The sequence below is a fragment of the Sphingobium sp. UBA5915 genome (assembly GCF_002431195.1).
In the GTDB taxonomy this organism is placed as follows: domain Bacteria; phylum Pseudomonadota; class Alphaproteobacteria; order Sphingomonadales; family Sphingomonadaceae; genus Sphingobium; species Sphingobium soli.
This window is the reverse complement of sequence record NZ_DJDV01000122.1, coordinates 13360-31613: the sequence shown is the minus strand read 5'-3', so window position 1 is coordinate 31613 and position 18254 is coordinate 13360. Positions and strand designations below refer to the sequence as shown.

Below are 18254 nucleotides of genomic sequence, written 5' to 3'. Positions count from 1 at the left end.
CGCGGATTTTCCGGGCGCCCTTTTCGCTTTTCTCGACGGCGCGTCCCTTGGCTCTCAACCCATTGGATACGCGACGGGTATTCGGCCTGGCGCGTAGTTTGGCCAAAGACCACCGGATACAACCGGTTGGCCAGCAATGACGAGTGAAGGAACGACTTAATGGCCTCTACGGCATTTCCCTCGCGCGACGATTTCGCCGCGCTGCTCAATGATTCTCTCGGTGGCGAAGATGGCGGTTTCGAAGGCCGCGTCGTCAAGGGCACCGTTACCGGCATCGAAAACGACCTGGCCGTCATCGACGTTGGCCTGAAGTCCGAAGGCCGCGTGCCGCTGCGCGAATTCGCGATGCCCGGCCAGAAGGCTGACCTCAAGGTCGGCGACGAAGTCGAAGTCTATGTCGACCGCGTCGAAAACGCCCATGGCGAAGCGATGCTGTCGCGCGACCGCGCCCGCCGCGAAGCCGCCTGGGACAAGCTGGAAGCCGAATTCACCGAAAGCGCCCGCGTCGAAGGCGTCATCTTCGGCCGCGTCAAGGGTGGCTTCACCGTCGACCTCGACGGCGCCGTCGCGTTCCTTCCCGGCAGCCAGGTCGATATCCGCCCCGTGCGCGACGTCACGCCGCTGATGGACATTCCGCAGCCCTTCCAGATCCTCAAGATGGATCGCCGCCGCGGCAACATCGTCGTGTCGCGCCGCGCCATTCTGGAAGAAACCCGCGCCGAACAGCGCAGCGGCCTCATCCAGACACTGGCCGAAGGTCAGATCATCGAAGGCGTCGTCAAGAACATCACCGATTATGGTGCGTTCGTCGACCTGGGCGGCATCGACGGCCTGCTGCACGTTACCGACCTGAGCTACAAGCGCATCAATCATCCCAATGAGATGATCAACATCGGCGACACGGTGAAGGTGCAGATCATTCGCATCAACCGCGACACCCAGCGCATCTCGCTGGGCATGAAGCAGCTGGAAAGCGATCCGTGGGAAGGCGCGAGCGCCAAATATCCGGTCGGCGCGAAGCTGACGGGCCGCGTCACGAACATCACCGAATATGGCGCGTTCGTCGAGTTGGAGCCGGGCATCGAAGGCCTGGTCCACGTTTCGGAAATGTCTTGGACGAAGAAGAACGTCCATCCCGGCAAGATCGTGTCCACCAGCCAGGAAGTCGAAGTCCTCGTTCTGGAAGTCGATCCCGAAAAGCGCCGCATCAGCCTGGGCCTCAAGCAGGCGCAGTCCAACCCCTGGGACAGCTTTGCCGAGCGTCATCCCGTTGGTTCGACGGTCGAGGGCGAAGTCAAGAATGCGACCGAGTTCGGCCTGTTCATCGGCCTGGACGGCGACGTCGACGGCATGGTCCACATGTCCGACATCGCCTGGGGCATTTCGGGCGAAGATGCGCTGGCCCTGCACCGCAAGGGCGAGACGGTTCAGGCAGTCGTTCTCGACATCGACGTCGAGAAGGAGCGCATCAGCCTTGGCATGAAGCAGCTTGAGCGTGGCGGCCCGGCCGCTGGCGGCACCGCTGCTGCGGCTGCCGGCCTCAACAAGAACGCGATCGTCACCGTGACGGTTCTGGAAGTGCGTGATGGTGGCCTGGAAGTCCAGGCCGGTGAAGACGGCGCCGCCGGCTTCATCAAGCGCAGCGACCTTGGCCGCGACCGTGACGAACAGCGTCCGGAACGCTTCCAGGTCGGCCAGAAGTTCGACGCGATGGTGACCGGTTTCGACCGCGCCAAGAAGCCGACCTTCTCGGTCAAGGCCATGCAGATCGCCGAAGAGAAGCAGGCGGTTGCGCAGTATGGCTCGTCCGACAGCGGCGCCTCGCTGGGCGACATTCTGGGCGAAGCGCTCAAGGCCAAGAACGAAGGCTGATCCCTTCCGACATGGCAAGGCGAAAGGCCCGTCGAACCCCGTGTTCGGCGGGCCTTTCCCGTTATGACACAAGCGCAACGATAATGCGGCGGACGATTGTCAACGCCTTACAAAAGCAGTATGAAACGACAGGGGGAACAGCAGAGGGGAGCTGGACACCAATGATCCGTTCGGAATTGATTCAGAAACTGGCCGAAGAAAATCCGGGACTGACGGTGCCGGAGGTCGAACGGATCGTCGATCTCTTTTTTCGTGAGATTGTGGATCGGCTTGCCTCGGGCGGCCGGGTTGAACTGCGCGGTTTCGGCGCATTCACGACCCGCGCTCGCGATGCCCGAACAGGGCGCAATCCCCGCACCGGCGAACAAGTGCCGGTCTGCGCCAAGCGCGTTCCCTATTTCAAGCCGGGCAAGGAAATGCGCGAACGCTTGAACAGCGGCAGCGAAGCCTGATTTCTGCGACTTGACCTGATCGCCGCGCCGGCTATGGCCATGGCTTACGCGGACGTGGCGAAATCGGTAGACGCAGCGGACTTAAAATCCGCCTCCCCCTGGGAATGCGGGTTCAAGTCCCGCCGTCCGCACCAGCGTGCAATGCTGCCCTTGGCATTCGCCATCAGGCGGCAACAGACGCGTCGATCGGCCATGGCCCCCCAGCACTAGCGATCCGATGCATCCTTGGAGCGCCTGCCCCTGCCATGCCCCTTCCGGCAACGGGCTTATCGCAGCCTTCGCCGCCGAGATTTCAAACCTGAACGACGCCATTCGAAGCTTTTTTCTACTTCCATGCTGGTCTTTCGCATGCCCAGCGGCAATGATGGGTCATGGCCGGCGCAATTGATCCCAACAGTTTCAGTGACTCTCTCGTAATCCTTGGCGCAGCGGGGCTGGTGATACCCGGCTTTGCCCGCTTCCGGATCAGCCCGGTCATCGGCTTCATCCTGGTCGGGCTGGCGGTCGGGCCGGCTGGCCTGGGGGCATTGGTCGAGCGCTATCCCTGGCTTTACCATATCACCATTTCGGATGGGGAGGCCATCGAGCCATTTGCCGAACTTGGCATCATTCTGCTGCTTTTTTCCATCGGGCTGGAATTGAGCTTCAAACGGCTCTGGTCGATGCGCGCGCAGGTTTTCGGCGTCGGTGCGGCCGAATTATTCGGAAGCGGCCTGCTGATCGCGGCGGGGCTGTATCTTCTGGGGCAACCGACCGCCGGGGCGATCGGCCTCGGTCTTGCGCTCGCCCTGTCCTCGACCGCCGTCGTGCTGCCCATGGTCGGCACCCAAAGTGCGGTCGGCCGCGCCGCCTTTTCGATGCTGCTGTTCGAAGATCTCGCGCTGGTGCCGATCATCTTCATGCTGGGTGCGCTCGCCCCCTCTGTCGCCAGCAGCCCCGACGGCGCCTGGAGCGCGTTGGCCAGCACATTGGTCAGGGGTGGCGTGACTGTCGGGGTCATGCTGATCCTCGGCCGCATCACCCTGCCCCATATTTTCAGTCAGGCGGCGCGCACCAAAAGCCCCGAAGTCTTTCTGGCCGCCAGTCTGCTGGTCGTCATCATCTCCAGCATGGCGACGTCGATCGCCGGCCTGTCGCCGATCGTCGGCGCGCTGGTCGCGGGCCTGCTGATCGCGGAAACCGACTATCACGGCGAGGTCGAGGTCATCACGGCCCCGTTCAAGGGCCTGGCGCTCGGCGTCTTTCTGATCACCGTGGGCATGAGCCTGGACCTGCGCGTCATCCTGGCCAACTGGCCCAGCCTGATGCTGGCCGTATTCGGCGTGGTTCTATGCAAGACGCTGGTCACGGCGGCGCTGCTCTATTTTTCGGGCACGCGCAAAGGGACGGCGCTGGAGGTCGGCGTGCTGATGTCCAGCCCGTCGGAAACGACCTTGATCGTGCTGTCCGCTGCGGCCGCGGCGCAACTGATCCTGCCTTCGACCGCGGCTTTCTGGCAGATCGTCACCGCGATCGGCCTCACCATCACGCCGCTGCTGGCCCGCTTCGGCCATGATATCGCCCGTCGCCTGGAAATGGCGCTTGGCGAAGAACGCGTGGAAACCGACGACGTCCAGACGCAGGCCGCCGCGGTGGTCATCGGCTTTGGCCGGGTCGGCCGCATGGTCTGCGACCTGTTGCGCACGCATAGTCAGCGCTTCATCGTCGTGGAATCCGACCCTGACGTCGTGGCGGAAGCCCGCCGGGCGGGCTATCCCATATTATTTGGCGACGTCGCCCGTGTGGAAATGCTCGACAGGTTGCGCCTGGGTCATGCGCGCGCGCTGATCCTCACGATGGATGATCCGGTGTTGTCGGTCCGCGTCACGCAGCGTGTGCGCGGCTGGGTGCCGGACCTGCCCATCATCGCGCGCGCGCGCGATGCCGATCATGCCGCGCAGCTTTATCGCGCGGGGGCCAGCGATGCGGTGCCCGAAACGCTGGAAAGCTCTCTGCAACTGGCGGAAACCGCGCTCGTGGATCTTGGCGTTGCCATGGGGCCGGTCATCGCCTCCATCCATCAAACGCGCGAGGATTTGCGCATGGGCATCAAGGATGCGGCTCAGATGCAAAAGACGCCCAAATTGCGGCGGCTGCGTGCGGACGAGACAAACTGACGTTACCCGGCGACGGGCGGGCTGAAAATCGACCATCCGGTGCGGCTGGATAGTTCCTCCAGCGCCAGCGTGCCCAGCTGGCTGTTGCCGCTGGCGTTCAATCCCGGCGACCATACCGCGATCGACGCGCGGCCGGGTACGATAGCCAATATGCCGCCCCCTACCCCAGACTTGCCGGGCATCCCCACGCGAAAGGCGAAGTCGCCCGATGCATCATAATGGCCGCAGGTCAGCATCAAGGCGTTGATGCGTCGCGCCCGGCGCGGCGACACAACCCGGCCACCATCGGGATGCCGTCCGTCGAGCATCAGATAGCGGCCAGCAAGTGCCAATTGCCGGCAGCTCATCTCGATCGCGCACTGATGGAAATAGGCGCCGAGCACCAATTCGACCGGATGGCGCACATTGTCGAAGGCCCGCATGTAATTGGCGAGCGCCATGTTGCGAAAGCCCGAGGCGGTTTCGGATGCGGCAACCGCTTCATTGATGGCGATATCGTCATCCCCGGCAAGATAGCGCAGGAAGCGGAGCATCTCGCCAATGGCGACGCGCGGCTGGTGCCCGCCCAGATTGACGTCGGCAACCACGATCGCCCCGGCGTTGATGAAGGGATTGCGCGGAATGCCCTGCTCATGCTCCAGCTGCACGATCGAGTTGAAGGCGGTGCCAGATGGCTCACGCCCCACACGGTCCCAAAGCTGATCACCAACCTTGCCAACCGCCAGGGTCAGCGCGAACACCTTGGATATGGACTGGATGGAAAAGCCCATGTCGGCGTCGCCGCCTGTCACCATCTGCCCGTCGGCCGTCGCGATAGCGATGCCGAAATGGCGGGCCTCAACCTTGGCGAGCTCGGGAATATAGTGGGCAACGCGACCCCGATCCGGCGCGCTCCGCATGCTGGCGACGATGTCCGCCACTATATCCGTCAGATCTTCCGTCATGTCGCCCCTGATATGCGCAGAGCGGCACCCTAACGACAAGCCGCGCGGGAAAGAAGATGCTCAGCGAGCGAGGACACGCGCCTCATGGGCCAGCAGCCACTGTTTGGCATGCAGGCCGCCTGCAAAGCCGGTCAAATCGCCGTTCCTGCCCACCACACGATGGCAAGGCGTGATAATCGACAGCGGATTGCGCCCATTGGCGGCCCCGACCGCCCGTACCGCTGTCGGCCGACCGATGTCGGTCGCGATAGCGCCATAGCTGCGCGTCTGACCATAAGGAATGGTGTCTAGAGCGCGCCAGACATCCCGCTGGAACGGCGTTCCAGCCAGCGCGCACGGCAGGTCGAAGCGCCTCAGTTCGCCGTCGAAATAGGCAGCCAGTTGCGCCGATGCCTCCTTGAGCAACGGATCATCCTTGGCCTCGCCAAGGGCAGGCAAGGGCACGCGCGAGGGTCGGTCCTGCGGCCAGAGCACTGCGACCAATTGACCGGCGCTCGCCACGATGGTCAGAAGGCCGACGGGCGAGGCTAAACGGATGCAGGCGAAAGTCACGCGACGGTCCTTCAGAAAAAGTGGCGAGGTCATGACAACGCCGCCATCGTTCCGCTTCCCGCATTTTGCGGCCAAAGCCTATTTGAGACCGCCACCCATGGCCCGGTAGAGTTCGACCATATTGGCCTCGCGCGTCAACCGCGTCGCCACCAGCGACTGTTCGGCGGTATAGAGCGAACGCTGCGAATCCAGCGTCGTTAGGAAGCTGTCGACGCCCGCGCGAAAGCGCGCTTCGGAAAGCGTATAGGCGACCCGCGCGGAATCCCGCAGCGAGGTCTGGGCCTCCAGCTGGCGCTCCATCGTCCCGCGGCGAGCTAACGCATCGGCAACTTCGCGAAAACCGGTCTGGACGCTTTTTTCGTATGTTGCGACCATCGCGTCATAGGTGGCCCGGGCATAACGCAAATTGCCCTGATTACGGCCGAAATCGAAAATCGGCAGGTTGGCCGAAGGCGCCACCGACCAGAAATCCGATCCCGATCCGAACAGGTTGGAGAGGCCCTGGCTGATAGATCCGAAAGCCGCCGTCAGTGAGATATTAGGGAAGAAGGCCGCCCGCGCCGCGCCGATATTGGCGTTCGCGGCGCGCAACTGGTGCTCGGCCGACGCGATATCGGGCCGTTGCAGCAAGACATCGGATGTGATGTTCGCCGGCAAATTCTCAAGGGTGGCCCCTTCCGGCGTCAGGCTGTCGGGAAGGTCGCTGGCGGGCACGGTCGTACCGGCCAGCAGGTTGAGCGCATTTTGATCCTGCGCGACCAGCGTCGTCGCTTCGGCAATATCCGATCGCGCCTGATCGTAGCTGGTCTGCGCCTGGCGCACTTCCAGCTCCGATGCGATCCCCCGCTCAAACCGCGCCTTGGTCAGGGTCAGCGTCTTGCCGAACGCCCCCTCCAGTTCCCGGGCGATGCGCAATCGTTCCTGATCGGCCGCCATCACCAGCCACGCATTGGCGGTTTCCGCCACGAGACTGGTCTGCGCCGCCTTGCGATTTTCGTCTGTTGCGAAAAATTGCTCGAGCGCCGCCTTGCTGAGATTGCGCACGCGGCCGAAGAGGTCGATTTCCCACGCCGAAATGCCGACCTGCGCCTGATAGACATCATTGTTCAGCCGCTGAGTTTGGCCGAACTGAACGAGCGGCTGTTCGGAATAAGTGGCCGTGCCACTCGCATTCACGCTTGGAAAAAGGTCGGCCCTTTGCACGCGATATTGCGCGCGCGCCTGCGCTACATTGGCGACAGCAATGCGCAGGTCGCGATTATTGGTCAAAGCCGTCTCGATCACCCGGACCATCCGGGGGTCCGTGAAGAAATCCCGCCAGGCCGTCTCTGCCGGAATCGCCGCCGCGCCCTCGCCTGTTTCAGCATAGGCAGGTCCCTGCGGACTTTCGACCGGCACCGGTAGATCGGGCCGCACATATTTCGGCGCCATGTCGCACGCCGCCAGGGCAAGCGACAGGGTGACGGCGCTCAGCGCCTTGATGCTGCGCATGATCTCAGGCCTCCTGCGACGAAGTGGGCGCATCGGCATTGTCCGCCGCTTGATTATCATGATGTTCCCGGAACAGACGTTTCACCACGGTGAAGAAGACCGGCACGAAGAAGATGGCCAGCACGGTCGCCGACAACATGCCGCCTACCACAGCCCAGCCAATGGCATTTTGACCACCCGCGCCCGCGCCAGTCGACAAGGCCAACGGCAAGACGCCGAAGATGAACGCGAAGCTGGTCATCAGGATCGGCCGCAAGCGCAACTTGCCCGCTTCCAGCGCTGCCCGCGCGGGCGACAGGCCCTCACGCATCTTTTCTTCCGCGAACTCCACGATCAAAATCGCGTTCTTGGCCGAAACGCCAATGGTCGTGATGAGGCCGACCTGTAGGTAAATGTCGTTATTGAGGCCTGCGAGCGTGGCCGCGATCACCGCACCCAGCACGCCGAGCGGAACCACCAGCATGACCGCGATCGGCACCGACCAGCTTTCATACAGGGCAGCAAGGCACAGGAAGACGATCAGCATGGACAGGGCATAGACATAAGGCGCCTGCCCCCCCGATGTCTGTTCTTCATAAGAAATGCCGTTCCAGCTGAAGCCGATCCCTGCGGGCAGCTTGGCGGCATGTTCCTCCATCGCCTGCATGGCAGTGCCGCTGGACACGCCGGGCGCGGCGCCACCCTGGATGTTCATCGAAGGTACACCGTTGAAGCGCTCCAGTCGCGCCGGCCCCTGCACCCATTCCGTCGTCGAGAAAGCGGAAAGGGGCGCCATTTGGCCGGAACTACCCCGGACATGATAAGCGCCTATGGCATCGGCCGATGTGCGATAGGGCGCGTCAGCCTGGACGTAGACGCGCTTCACCCGATCACGATCAATGAAATCATTGACATAGGCGCCGCCAAGATTGGTGCTGATCGTGTCATTGACATCCGCCTGGGCGATCCCGAGCGCGCCGGCAGCCGCCTGATCGACGTTCAGCTTGAGCTGGGGCGTATCCTCCAGGCCGTTGGGACGCACCTGCGCCAGCCGCTCGTCGCCCATTGCCATGCCAAGCAGCTGGTTGCGAGCCGCCAGCAGCTTATCATGGCCCAGATTGCCCTGATCGAGCAGCTGGAAATCGAAACCGGACGCATTGCCCAGTTCCTGGACGGCCGGCGGCACGAAGGCGATGGCCATGCCAGCGGAAATCTTCTGGAACGCCATATTGGCGCGCTGCGCGATCGCAGGGACGGCATTTTCCGCGCCCTTGCGATCCGCCCAATCCTTCATCCGGGCAAAGGCGATGCCCACATTCTGCCCCTGCCCCACAAAGCCGAAGCCCGCGATGGTAAAGACAGCCTCCACATTACTCTTCTCATCCACCAGATAATGGCGCCGCATTCGCGTCAGCGACCGTTCGGTTTCTTCCAGCGTGGATCCCGCCGGCAGTGACAATTGCGCGATGATGATGCCCTGATCCTCCTCCGGCAGGAAGCCTGATGGCAACCGCAGAAAGATGAACGCCATGCCGATGACGATCAGCAGGTAAAGCAGCATCGTGCGCACCCAGCGGCGCTCGACCTTCTCGACGCCCTGGCCATAACGCGTGACGCCCTTGTCAAAGGTACGATTGAACCAACCGAAAAAGCGTCCAAAGATCGACCCGAAACGCCCCGACCATTGATCATGGCCATGCGATGCGGGCTTCAAAATTGTGGCGCACAAAGCTGGCGTCAGAATCAGCGCCACCAGGACCGACAGGATCATCGATGACACGATGGTAATGGAGAACTGGCGGAAAATGACGCCGGTCGAGCCGCCGAAGAAGGCCATCGGCAGGAACACTGCGGACAGGACGAGGCCAATACCGATCAGCGCGCCGCTGATTTCGTCCATGGATCGCCGCGCGGCTTCCTTCGGCGTCAGCCCTTCATCCTGTATCAGACGCTCGACATTTTCGACCACGACGATCGCGTCATCGACCAGCAGGCCGATGGCCAGCACCATACCGAACAGCGTCAGCGTATTGATGGTGAAGCCGGCCGCGTAGAGCACCGCTAATGCGCCAAGCAGGACAACCGGCACAGCAATCGTTGGGATAAGCGTCGCGCGCCAGTTCTGCAGAAAGATGAACATGACGAAGAAGACGAGCAGAATTGCTTCGAACAGCGTGTGGATCACCTGCTCAACCGACAATGTCACGAATTTGGAATTGTCGACCGGAAAATCATATTTGACCCAGGTCGGAAAATTCTTGGACAATTCGTTGACGCGGTCTTTCACCGCTTCCACTGTATCGAGCGCATTCGCGCCAGGCGCAAGCTTGATGCCAAAACCGGAAGCGGGATGGCCGTTGAACTTGACGCCAAAGCCGTAATTCTCAGCCCCAAGCTCGACGCGGGCGACATCGGACAACAGGACGACCGATCCATCGCTGTTGCTGCGAAGCCGAATTTTCTCGAATTCCTCCGCCGTCCGCAAACGCGACTGGGCGGTGACAGTCGCATTGAGCGCTTGTCCCTGGGGCGCTGGCGCGCCGCCGATCTGGCCGGCCGAAACCTGGGCATTTTGCGCCTGGATCGCGGACTTCACGTCCCCTGTGGTGATGCGCAAATTGGCCATCTTGTAGGGATCGAGCCAGATGCGCATCGCATATTGCGAGCCGAACAGCTGCGTATCGCCCACGCCGGTGACGCGGCTGAGCGGATCCTGCAAGGTGGACGCGATGAAGTCGGCCGCGTCTTCCTGATCGTGAATACCATCGTCCGTGTAGACTGCGGCGATCAAAAGGAAGCTCGATGTCGACTTGCCGACGCGCAACCCTTGCTGCTGGACCTCTTGCGGCAGCAACGGGGTCGCCTGCGACAATTTATTCTGCACCTGCACCTGCGCAATGTCAGGGTCGGTTCCCTGTTCGAACGTCAGAGTGATGTTGAGATTGCCCGACCCGTCGCTGGTGGAAGAGAAGTAGCGCAGATTGTCGATGCCCTTAAGCTGCTGCTCGATGATCTGCGTGGTCGTGCTTTCCAGCGTCTGGGCATTCGCCCCAGGGTAGCTGGTCTGGATCGTGACCGCAGGTGGCGCGATCTCCGGGAACTGCGCAACCGGCAGGGAACGGATCGCCAGCAGGCCCGCGAGCATGATGACGATGGCGATGACCCATGCAAAGATGGGCCTGTCGATGAAATAACGCGCCATGATTTAGTTGGCCTCGCCCTGAGCCGGCTGGCCGGCCGCCTGGCCGGAACCGGGCTTCGCGCCCTGCTGCTGCGCCGTTATTTGCTGCGGCGCACCAGGGCGAACCACCGTTCCGGGCTTGAGATTGACCAGGCCTTCCACGATCAGCTTGTCGCCGGGCTTAAGCCCACTGGTGACGATCCACTTGTCTCCGACCGCACGATCGACCTCTACCTGACGCATTTCGACCTTGTTGCCCTTGCCCACGACCATCGCCGTAGCGCGTCCGCGCGCATCGCGGCTGATGCCCTGCTGCGGCGCCAGGATCGCTGAATTGCGCCGTCCTTCGACCAGCCGGGCGCGGACATACATGCCAGGAAGCAGCAGTCCATCGGGATTGGGAAAGGTCGACCGCAACGTGACCGCTCCGGTGTCCGGGTCCACGGTCACTTCCGAAAACTGGAGACGGCCCTCTATCGGGTATGTGCTGCCGTTCGGCAAGATCAGCTGGATGCGCGCGCCATCAGCCTCGCTCACGCCACCTTTCTTCATGGCTTGCTTCAGGTCGATGATCTCGGCCGCAGACTGGGTCACATCCACATAGACCGTGTCCAGCCGCTGGATCGTGGCCAGCGGGTCAGACTGCCCGGTCTGCACCAGCGCACCCGCGGTAAAGAGCGAGCGCCCGATACGGCCCGAGATGGGCGCGCGGATGCGCGTAAAATCCAGGTTGACCTGTGCCGCCTGCACCGCGCCGCGCTGCGCCGCAACATCGGCCCGCGCCTGCTGCGCGGTGGCCACCGCATTGTCATATTCCTGCCGGCTGACAGCATTGATGCCGACCAAGTCCTTATAGCGTTGCGCTTGCAGACTGGTCGATCCGATGGCCGCCTGCGCGCGCGCCAAAGCACCCTGTGCCTGTGCCAATGCCGCGCGATAGGGCGAATCTTCGATCTCGAACAAAACCTGGCCGGCGCGTACATAGCCGCCTTGCGAGAAAAGGCTGCGGCGGATGACGCCATTGACCTGCGGGCGAACTTCGGCTGTTTCCAGCGCCGCCACACGGCCCGGCAGTTCATTGACCAAGGGGACAGATTGCGTGCTTACCGTCGTCACGCCGACCGCGGGCGGCGGGGGCGCGGGCGGTTGGCTTTCACCGCAACCGCTCAACGCCAAAGCCGACGCACACGCCAGCAACCCGGTGAAAATCCCCTTTTGCATAGCCCGAATCCGTTTTGTTTGATACCTGAGTGCGGAATGAACGTTCATTCCGCTTGCTGCGCAGGTAGGATCATGCCACAGAAAGTTCAAGGCTCAAAAAGCCATTTGGGGGTAGAAATGGTTGCAGTGCAGCATGAAGCAGACGGAAGGGCGCGGATTCTGACGGCAGCGCGCACGCTTTTTTCCGCCAACGGGTTTCATCAGACGTCCATGGCGCAATTGGCCAGCGCCGCTCAGGTATCAGTCGGTCAAATCTATCGCCTGTTCAAGGGCAAGGAAGAAGTGATCGAAGCGCTGGTGCGGATCGACTCCGACGCATGGACTGCGCAGATGACCATATTGCGATCCCGGCTGGATGCGCATGAACTCTCTGCCGAACAAGCGTTCGAGGCCATGCTGCTCCATAGTACCGATGAAAAGGAAGAAGCGCTTTCGTTCGAAATCATGGCTGAGGCGTTTCGTAACGAGGCTGTGGGCAAGATGATCGGACAGTTGTGCGTCGGATTTCGCGTCGTTCTGCGCGACTTTGCCTGCGTGGCAAACCCCGACCTGACAGGTGAAGCGCTCGATGCAGCTGAAGAGTTGTTGCTGGCATGCATGTTTGGCCTTGGCCATCGCACCCTGTCGCGTCCCAAGCTGCCAGCGGCAAGTGCGGCGCGTCGGGCGGCGCAGATGATCGTCGCGGGATTGAAGGCGATACACTAACGCCGCTCAACGCAAACGACGGTAAACCTCTACGGTTTCCCGCGCGCACCTGTTCCAGCTATAGCGACCGGCGACCTCCAGTCCCTTGGCGATAGCGTGCCGTCGCCAGCTTTCATCCTCAAGCGCCCGCTCCAAGGCCCGCGAAAATCCCGCAATATCCTCCGGCTCGACCAGCATCGCCGCGCCGCCAGTGACTTCAGGCAGGCATGACGCGTTCGATACGACGACTGGCACGCCGCTGGCCATGGCCTCGACTGGCGGAAGGCCGAACCCTTCATAGACGGATGGATAAACGAACAGCGACGCGCCGGCATAGAGCAGCGGCAAATCTTCCTCCGGCACGAAGCCCAGATAACGCACCCACCCCTCGCGCGCCCCTTTTTCCATCAAGTCGCGAACGGCATCGCTCAGCCAGCCCGATCCGCCCGTCACCATCAGTGGCCAGCGGCTACGGACGGCGGCTGGCAGGTTTCGCCAGGCATGCAGCAATTGCGTGATGCGCTTACGCGGCTCGACGGTCGAAACACACAGCGCATAACCCTGCGGCGTCAGATCGTAGCGCGCCAGCGCAGCAGCGGTCGCATCGGCGCCGCGCGGCTGAAACACCGGGCTCGCCGCCAACGGGACGGCCGTGATCCGCGCCAGATCGAACCCCAGGAAATCAGCCACTTCCTGACGCGTCGTCTCACTATCGGTGATGATATGCGCCGCACGATCCACCGACAGGCGAAAGTAACGTTCGAACTGGGCCAGACGCTCGGCCGGATGCGTTTCGGCGTAGCGGAACACCGACAGGTCATGCACGGTAATGACCCCGCCCTCCCCGGCCGGTGGCAGAAAATAATTGGGCCCGTGGAACAGATGACTGCGCATGGTTGCGGCCTGTTTCAGGCGCACGGCCCATTGGTTGCGCTTGCGCAGCCATCGCAACGGCTTGTTGCCCCACAAGGGTTGCCGGCCATCCGTCAGCAACAGGCCGGGATCAGTGATCCACTGGCCGTTGCGATAAAAGCGGACGCTCTCGACATCCTCGATCAACGGCAAGCGCTGGGCCAGTTCCCAGCTATATCGACCGATGCCGGAAAGCCGCGGTTCCAGCGCCTCTACCGACAGGATGACCCGCACGCTCAACCCCGTCCGCCCTTCATTGCCCTGCCCTTCGCTTCCGGAGCCGTCGCCTAGTCGTCCAACACCGGCTGGAGCAAGCGGAAAAGCCCCTCACCGCCGTCTATTTGGCGGATACGCCTTCGGGCAGCACGATCACCGACCAGCTTTTGGCAGGCACCAGATATTTGACGGCCAGCGCCTGCAACTGCGCTGGCGTGACGCTCAGCATATCCTTGCCCATATTCTGCATTGCCTGAACATAACGGGGATCATGCGTCGCCCCTTCCATCTGGTTCATCCAGAAAGCGTTACCGGTGCTTGCGCGCATCAGCAATTGCTGCATCGGCGCGACCGCGCGCTGGAGTTCATCGGCGCTGACGGGATTGGCCGCCAGATCGGCCGCCGTCGCCTTCACCGCGTCGTAGAAATAGCTGATACGGTCCGGCCGCACCTGGCTCGTGACCAGGATATATCCGCCGCTTTCATAGGAAAATGGCCAGTTATTCTGGACGCTGGGCGAATAGGCCGCACCCTCGGTCGACCGTAGCTTGTCGAAAAGGCGGTCGTTGAAAATCTGGGTCAATATCTCCAGCTGGCGGCCCTGCTGTTGCAAATCGAAGCCGCCCGCCGTTGGCCACGCCATGACGGCGGCAGCCTGATCCTTGTCGCCTTCATGGCGCAGGACCACCGGCTTTTCGACATGGGCGGGAAAGCGCATCGCCTTGTTAGCGGCCGGAATCGGCGTATCGCCGCGCGATGGCAAGGCGCCGAAGGTAGCGGCAACCGCCTTGATGGCGTCTTCGGCATCGACATGACCGAACAGCTGAACCTCGATCGGGCCCGAAGCAAGGATCGGCGCCCATGTTGCGCGGAACGCTTCGGGCGTCAGCGCTTCGATTTCGGCGCGGGACGGCGTGCGGAACCGCACATCCTTGTCATGCAGCAACCAATTGAGATCGCGTCCAAGCACCGAATCGGGCGCACGGGACATAGCGTCATAGGCAACCATGGCCCCCGTCTTGACCCGTGCGATCGGCGCGGGGTCCCAACCGGGTTCCCCAAGCTTGGCAGCAAACAGCCGCAACTGATCCTTATAGTCGGCCGGCCGCGTCACGGCCTGCATTTCGAAGGCGTCGTCGTCAGTTTCGAAATTCATCCCCATGCGTCGGCCGATCATCAGCTCGTCCAGTTCGCGCTGGCCGAGCTTGCCAATGCCGCTTGCCATCAGCGCATAGCCGCCGGCCCAGCTCGGCACGGGCTTCACCGGCGAGAAGGCCTGCTGACCATGACCGAAACGGACATTGATCCGCACCTTTTCCGGTTCGGCGTCATTGGCGAACAGGACCAGCTTGACGCCATTGGAGAAAGTGATCGTCTCCATGCCGGGCAAGCCCACCTGGCTGCGCGAGACCACCGTGCCCGGCGCGCCGAGATTGGGCAGGTCATCCATCGTTACCGGCTTGTCCGACAGCCGCGCATTGGTCGCGGCCTTGACCGGGGCGACAAGCGCGGCCGCCAGTCGTTCGTCCTGCCCCGGCTCCACCTTGCTTGTCACCAGCATTGCCCGGAACACCCCGGCGGAAAACAGCCGCTGCGTTGAATCGAGAATCTTTTGCGGGGTCATGGCGGGCTTGCCCGCGCGGAATATCTCGACAGCGGCCTGCGGGCTGACCGTCGTCTCACGAATATCGACCGCGCTCACCAGGTCGGTCGCCTGCTTGGCCCCGGCTTCAGTCGGCGCATTTTCGACCTGTATGGCGAGCGCGGTATCCATCTGCGCATATTCGCGATCGATTTCCGCCTGGCTGGGCGGCGCTGCCTTTGCGTCCTCAATGATGGCCCGCACGTCGCGCAGCGCCTTTTGCCAGTCGTCATTGCTGGGTATGATCGACACGAAGGTGCCGTCGGCGGATCGGCTGACGTCCTGCTGCTCGACGCTCGCCTGAAGGAAACTCCCCCCGCTCCGCGCCGCCTGTTCCAGCCGCCGGCTGACGATCTGCAACGCCAGCATGTCGGTCAGCTTGTCCTGATTATAGACGATCGTGTCGGCATGCGGGGTCCAGGGTCGCAGCCACGCCATGGTCAGGCTGACCGGCACGCCCGGTTCCACGAAGACGCGCGTCGCCGGCGCCTTCGGGTCGGGTGCGCCGAAATCAGGGATCGCCGCCCCCTTTCCAGGCGCAGTCCAATTACCGAAATTATCCTTGATCAACTGTTCGGCAATGGCCGGATCAATGTCCCCGGAAATTGCGATCACCGTGTTTTCAGGGCGATACCAACGCTGGTGGAACGCCTCCATCTTCGCCGCGGTCGCGGCTTTCAGCGTGTCGACCGTGCCGATCGGCGCATGTTCGGCGAGTGGCTGTCCGGCGAAGAAATGCAATCGATTGGCATCCGAGATGCGGCTTTGTGGGCCGTCGCTCTCTCGCTTTTCCGCCAGCACGACCGCCCGTTCGGCATCGACCGAACCGGCGTTGATATTGGGTTCGGCCATCATCCCGGCCAATATCTTCATGCTTTCGGTCAAGCTGGCCTGCGTCGCCTGGGGCAGGTCGAGCGCATAGGTCGTGCCGGTGGGCGTTGTCTGGGCGTTGCTGTCGCTGCCGAAGGTGACGCCCAGACGTTGCCAGATACGCTTGGATTCGCCATCCGGCACATGGCGCGACCCACGCATGGTGAGATGCTCCATATAATGAGCATATCCCTGCTCATCCGCGCGCTCCATGAGCGATCCGACGTCCATCCGCAGGCGGATCGAAACCTGTCCCGGCGGAACGCCATTGCGCCGCACCGCGTAGCGCAGCCCGTTGGAAAGCGTGCCGAACCGCCATGCAGCATCGATCGGCACGTCGCTATTTTCATAGAGCCAGGGGCGGACCTGCGCCTTGCTCGCCCCCTGATCGACCGGTGTTGCGGTCTGCTGCGGCTGGGCCAGCGTCTGCGGCGCGCCGGCCAGCAACAGGGACAGGATGAGGAGCGAAGCGGCCGAACGGCGGGGGGAAAAACGCATAGGCGATAAAGCCTAGCGTCTTTTTCCTGAACCACCACTGACAAAATAAGGAAAGGGGGGCGACTGAGCACCGCCTCCCTTTCTTTCATTGCTGTTTAGCGCGCGCCAGTCCGCTGCACCGCGCCCTTGTGCGCGCCCACCGCGCCACGCCGGCGCCGACGGAAAGGCTTCTTGGCCCCCGTGCCGTCGCCATCGCCACGATGCGCCTTGTCGGGGGTGCCGCGCTGCGCCTTCTGCTGGTCCTGATAGCGGCGCTGCCCTTCGGCGCGCTTGGCCTGTTGCGATGGGCTCTGGCTTGGACCTTTGCGCTGCGGCGCGGGCTTGGGCAGGTTACGGACGGCTTCCAGGAAATTTTCCGGCAGCGGTGCGACGTCCAGCTTCACGCGTGTCGCCCGCTCGATCGCCTTGAGATAGGGCCGCTCATCATCGGCCACAAAGCTGATCGCCACGCCTTCCGCGCCCGCGCGCGCCGTACGGCCGATCCGGTGAACATATTGTTCGGGCACGTTGGGGATTTCGAAATTGATGACATGGCTGACGCCCGACACGTCGATGCCGCGTGCGGCAATATCGGTCGCCACCAGCAGCTTGACCTTGCCCTGGCGGAACGCCTGCAGAGCGGTGGTGCGCTGGCCCTGGCTCTTATTGCCATGGATGGCGAAGGCGTCGATGCCTGCCCCTTCCAAAAAGCGAACCACGCGGTCTGCGCCATGCTTGGTCCGCGTAAAAATGAGCGCGCGATCAATGTCTTCGGTTTCGAGCACGATGTGCAGCAACGCCTGCTTTTCCGCCTGATTGACGAATGTCGCCTGCTGACGCACGCGCTCTGCCGTCGTCGATTGCGGCGCGACGCTGACCTTGACCGGATCGTTCAAGAACTGACCGGCCAGCGCCTCGATCTCCTTGGGCATGGTGGCCGAGAAAAACAGGTTCTGCCGATCGGTCGGCAGCAGCTTGGCGACGCGTTTCAACGGGTGGATGAAGCCCATGTCCATCATCTGGTCCGCTTCATCGAGGACAAAGATTTCCGTGTCCTTGATGGTGAAGCACCGCTGGTCGATCAGGTCGAGCAGGCGGCCCGGCGTCGCCACGACGATATCCACGCCCTGACTCAGCGCCTTGATCTGCCGGTTGATCGGCACGCCGCCGAACACCGTTTCGACGCTCAGCTTGAGGAACCGGCCATAGTCGCGAAAGCTCTGCGCAATCTGCGCGGCAAGTTCACGGGTCGGCGACAGCACCAGCATCCGGCAACCGCGCAGCGGCGTCGGCTTGGGGTTGCGCGCGAAATAATCGAGGCTGGGCAGCGCGAAGGCCGCCGTCTTTCCGGTGCCGGTCTGTGCGATGCCGCACAGGTCGTGGCCTTGCAGCAGCACCGGGATCGCCTTTTGCTGGATGGGGGTGGGCGCGGTGTATTTCTTGGCGGAAAGCGCCTTCAGAATCGGCTCTGACAAGCCCAGATCGGTAAATTCCATGATAGTCTCACATGTCGGCCAGCGCCGACCGTCCGTGACTGTCACAGAGAGGGCGCGAGGCGGGTTACGAAACGACCCGCGTGAAAAGGGAAGCCTCAAGCTTGGCGCA

General features: G+C 62.6%; 12 protein-coding genes and 1 tRNA gene. 5 read left to right on the top strand and 8 right to left on the bottom strand.

Features of this window, described 5'->3' with window-relative positions; genetic code table 11:
* Nucleotides 1-159: 159 nt before the first annotated feature.
* From rpsA to B2V90_RS21630, 4 genes are all read left to right on the top strand, one after another.
* Nucleotides 160-1872 carry a 30S ribosomal protein S1 gene (gene rpsA, locus B2V90_RS21645; protein WP_009821855.1) on the top strand — a complete coding sequence of 571 codons (1713 nt, stop codon included), beginning with the start codon at nucleotides 160-162 and terminating at the stop codon, nucleotides 1870-1872.
* A gap of 161 nt (nucleotides 1873-2033) precedes the next feature.
* Nucleotides 2034-2324 (top strand): integration host factor subunit beta, encoded by a 291-nt coding sequence (locus B2V90_RS21640; protein WP_009821856.1) that lies wholly within the window; start codon nucleotides 2034-2036, stop codon nucleotides 2322-2324.
* Nucleotides 2325-2372: 48 nt separating this feature from the next.
* Nucleotides 2373-2458, top strand: a tRNA-Leu gene (locus B2V90_RS21635).
* 237 nt (nucleotides 2459-2695) lie between these two features.
* On the top strand, nucleotides 2696-4480 hold the full coding sequence (locus B2V90_RS21630; RefSeq protein ID WP_009821858.1) for a cation:proton antiporter: 1785 nt from the start codon (nucleotides 2696-2698) through the stop codon (nucleotides 4478-4480).
* Between the two features lie 2 nt (nucleotides 4481-4482).
* Here B2V90_RS21630 and B2V90_RS21625 read toward each other — a convergent pair whose 3' ends face one another.
* From B2V90_RS21625 to B2V90_RS21605, 5 genes are all read right to left on the bottom strand, one after another.
* On the bottom strand, nucleotides 4483-5424 hold the full coding sequence (locus B2V90_RS21625) for a glutaminase (RefSeq protein ID WP_009821859.1): 942 nt from the start codon (nucleotides 5422-5424) through the stop codon (nucleotides 4483-4485).
* Nucleotides 5425-5484: 60 nt separating this feature from the next.
* The gene (locus B2V90_RS21620) at nucleotides 5485-5976 is read right to left on the bottom strand and encodes a methylated-DNA--[protein]-cysteine S-methyltransferase (protein WP_414711636.1); all 492 of its coding nucleotides are present in this window, start codon (nucleotides 5974-5976) and stop codon (nucleotides 5485-5487) included.
* Nucleotides 5977-6054: 78 nt separating this feature from the next.
* Entirely contained in the window at nucleotides 6055-7467 is a 1413-nt protein-coding gene (locus B2V90_RS21615; RefSeq protein ID WP_228222385.1) for an efflux transporter outer membrane subunit, read from the bottom strand.
* Nucleotides 7468-7471: 4 nt separating this feature from the next.
* Nucleotides 7472-10648 carry an efflux RND transporter permease subunit gene (locus tag B2V90_RS21610; protein WP_228222384.1) on the bottom strand — a complete coding sequence of 1059 codons (3177 nt, stop codon included), beginning with the start codon at nucleotides 10646-10648 and terminating at the stop codon, nucleotides 7472-7474.
* Nucleotides 10649-10651: 3 nt separating this feature from the next.
* Nucleotides 10652-11848 carry an efflux RND transporter periplasmic adaptor subunit gene (locus tag B2V90_RS21605; RefSeq protein WP_228222383.1) on the bottom strand — a complete coding sequence of 399 codons (1197 nt, stop codon included), beginning with the start codon at nucleotides 11846-11848 and terminating at the stop codon, nucleotides 10652-10654.
* 117 nt (nucleotides 11849-11965) lie between these two features.
* Between B2V90_RS21605 and B2V90_RS21600 the strand changes: the two genes are divergently transcribed.
* Complete coding sequence (locus B2V90_RS21600; protein WP_228222451.1) at nucleotides 11966-12553, top strand: TetR/AcrR family transcriptional regulator; 588 nt, start codon at nucleotides 11966-11968, stop codon at nucleotides 12551-12553.
* 6 nt (nucleotides 12554-12559) lie between these two features.
* On the opposite strand, the gene B2V90_RS21595 is transcribed toward B2V90_RS21600, so the two are convergent.
* From B2V90_RS21595 to B2V90_RS21585, 3 genes are all read right to left on the bottom strand, one after another.
* Nucleotides 12560-13678: a glycosyltransferase family 4 protein gene (locus B2V90_RS21595; protein ID WP_228222450.1), complete on the bottom strand. Its 1119-nt coding sequence runs from the start codon at nucleotides 13676-13678 to the stop codon at nucleotides 12560-12562.
* 103 nt (nucleotides 13679-13781) lie between these two features.
* Nucleotides 13782-16670 (bottom strand): M16 family metallopeptidase, encoded by a 2889-nt coding sequence (locus tag B2V90_RS21590; RefSeq protein ID WP_228222382.1) that lies wholly within the window; start codon nucleotides 16668-16670, stop codon nucleotides 13782-13784.
* Nucleotides 16671-16765: 95 nt separating this feature from the next.
* The gene (locus tag B2V90_RS21585) at nucleotides 16766-18145 is read right to left on the bottom strand and encodes a DEAD/DEAH box helicase (protein ID WP_228222381.1); all 1380 of its coding nucleotides are present in this window, start codon (nucleotides 18143-18145) and stop codon (nucleotides 16766-16768) included.
* Nucleotides 18146-18254 lie beyond the last annotated feature (109 nt).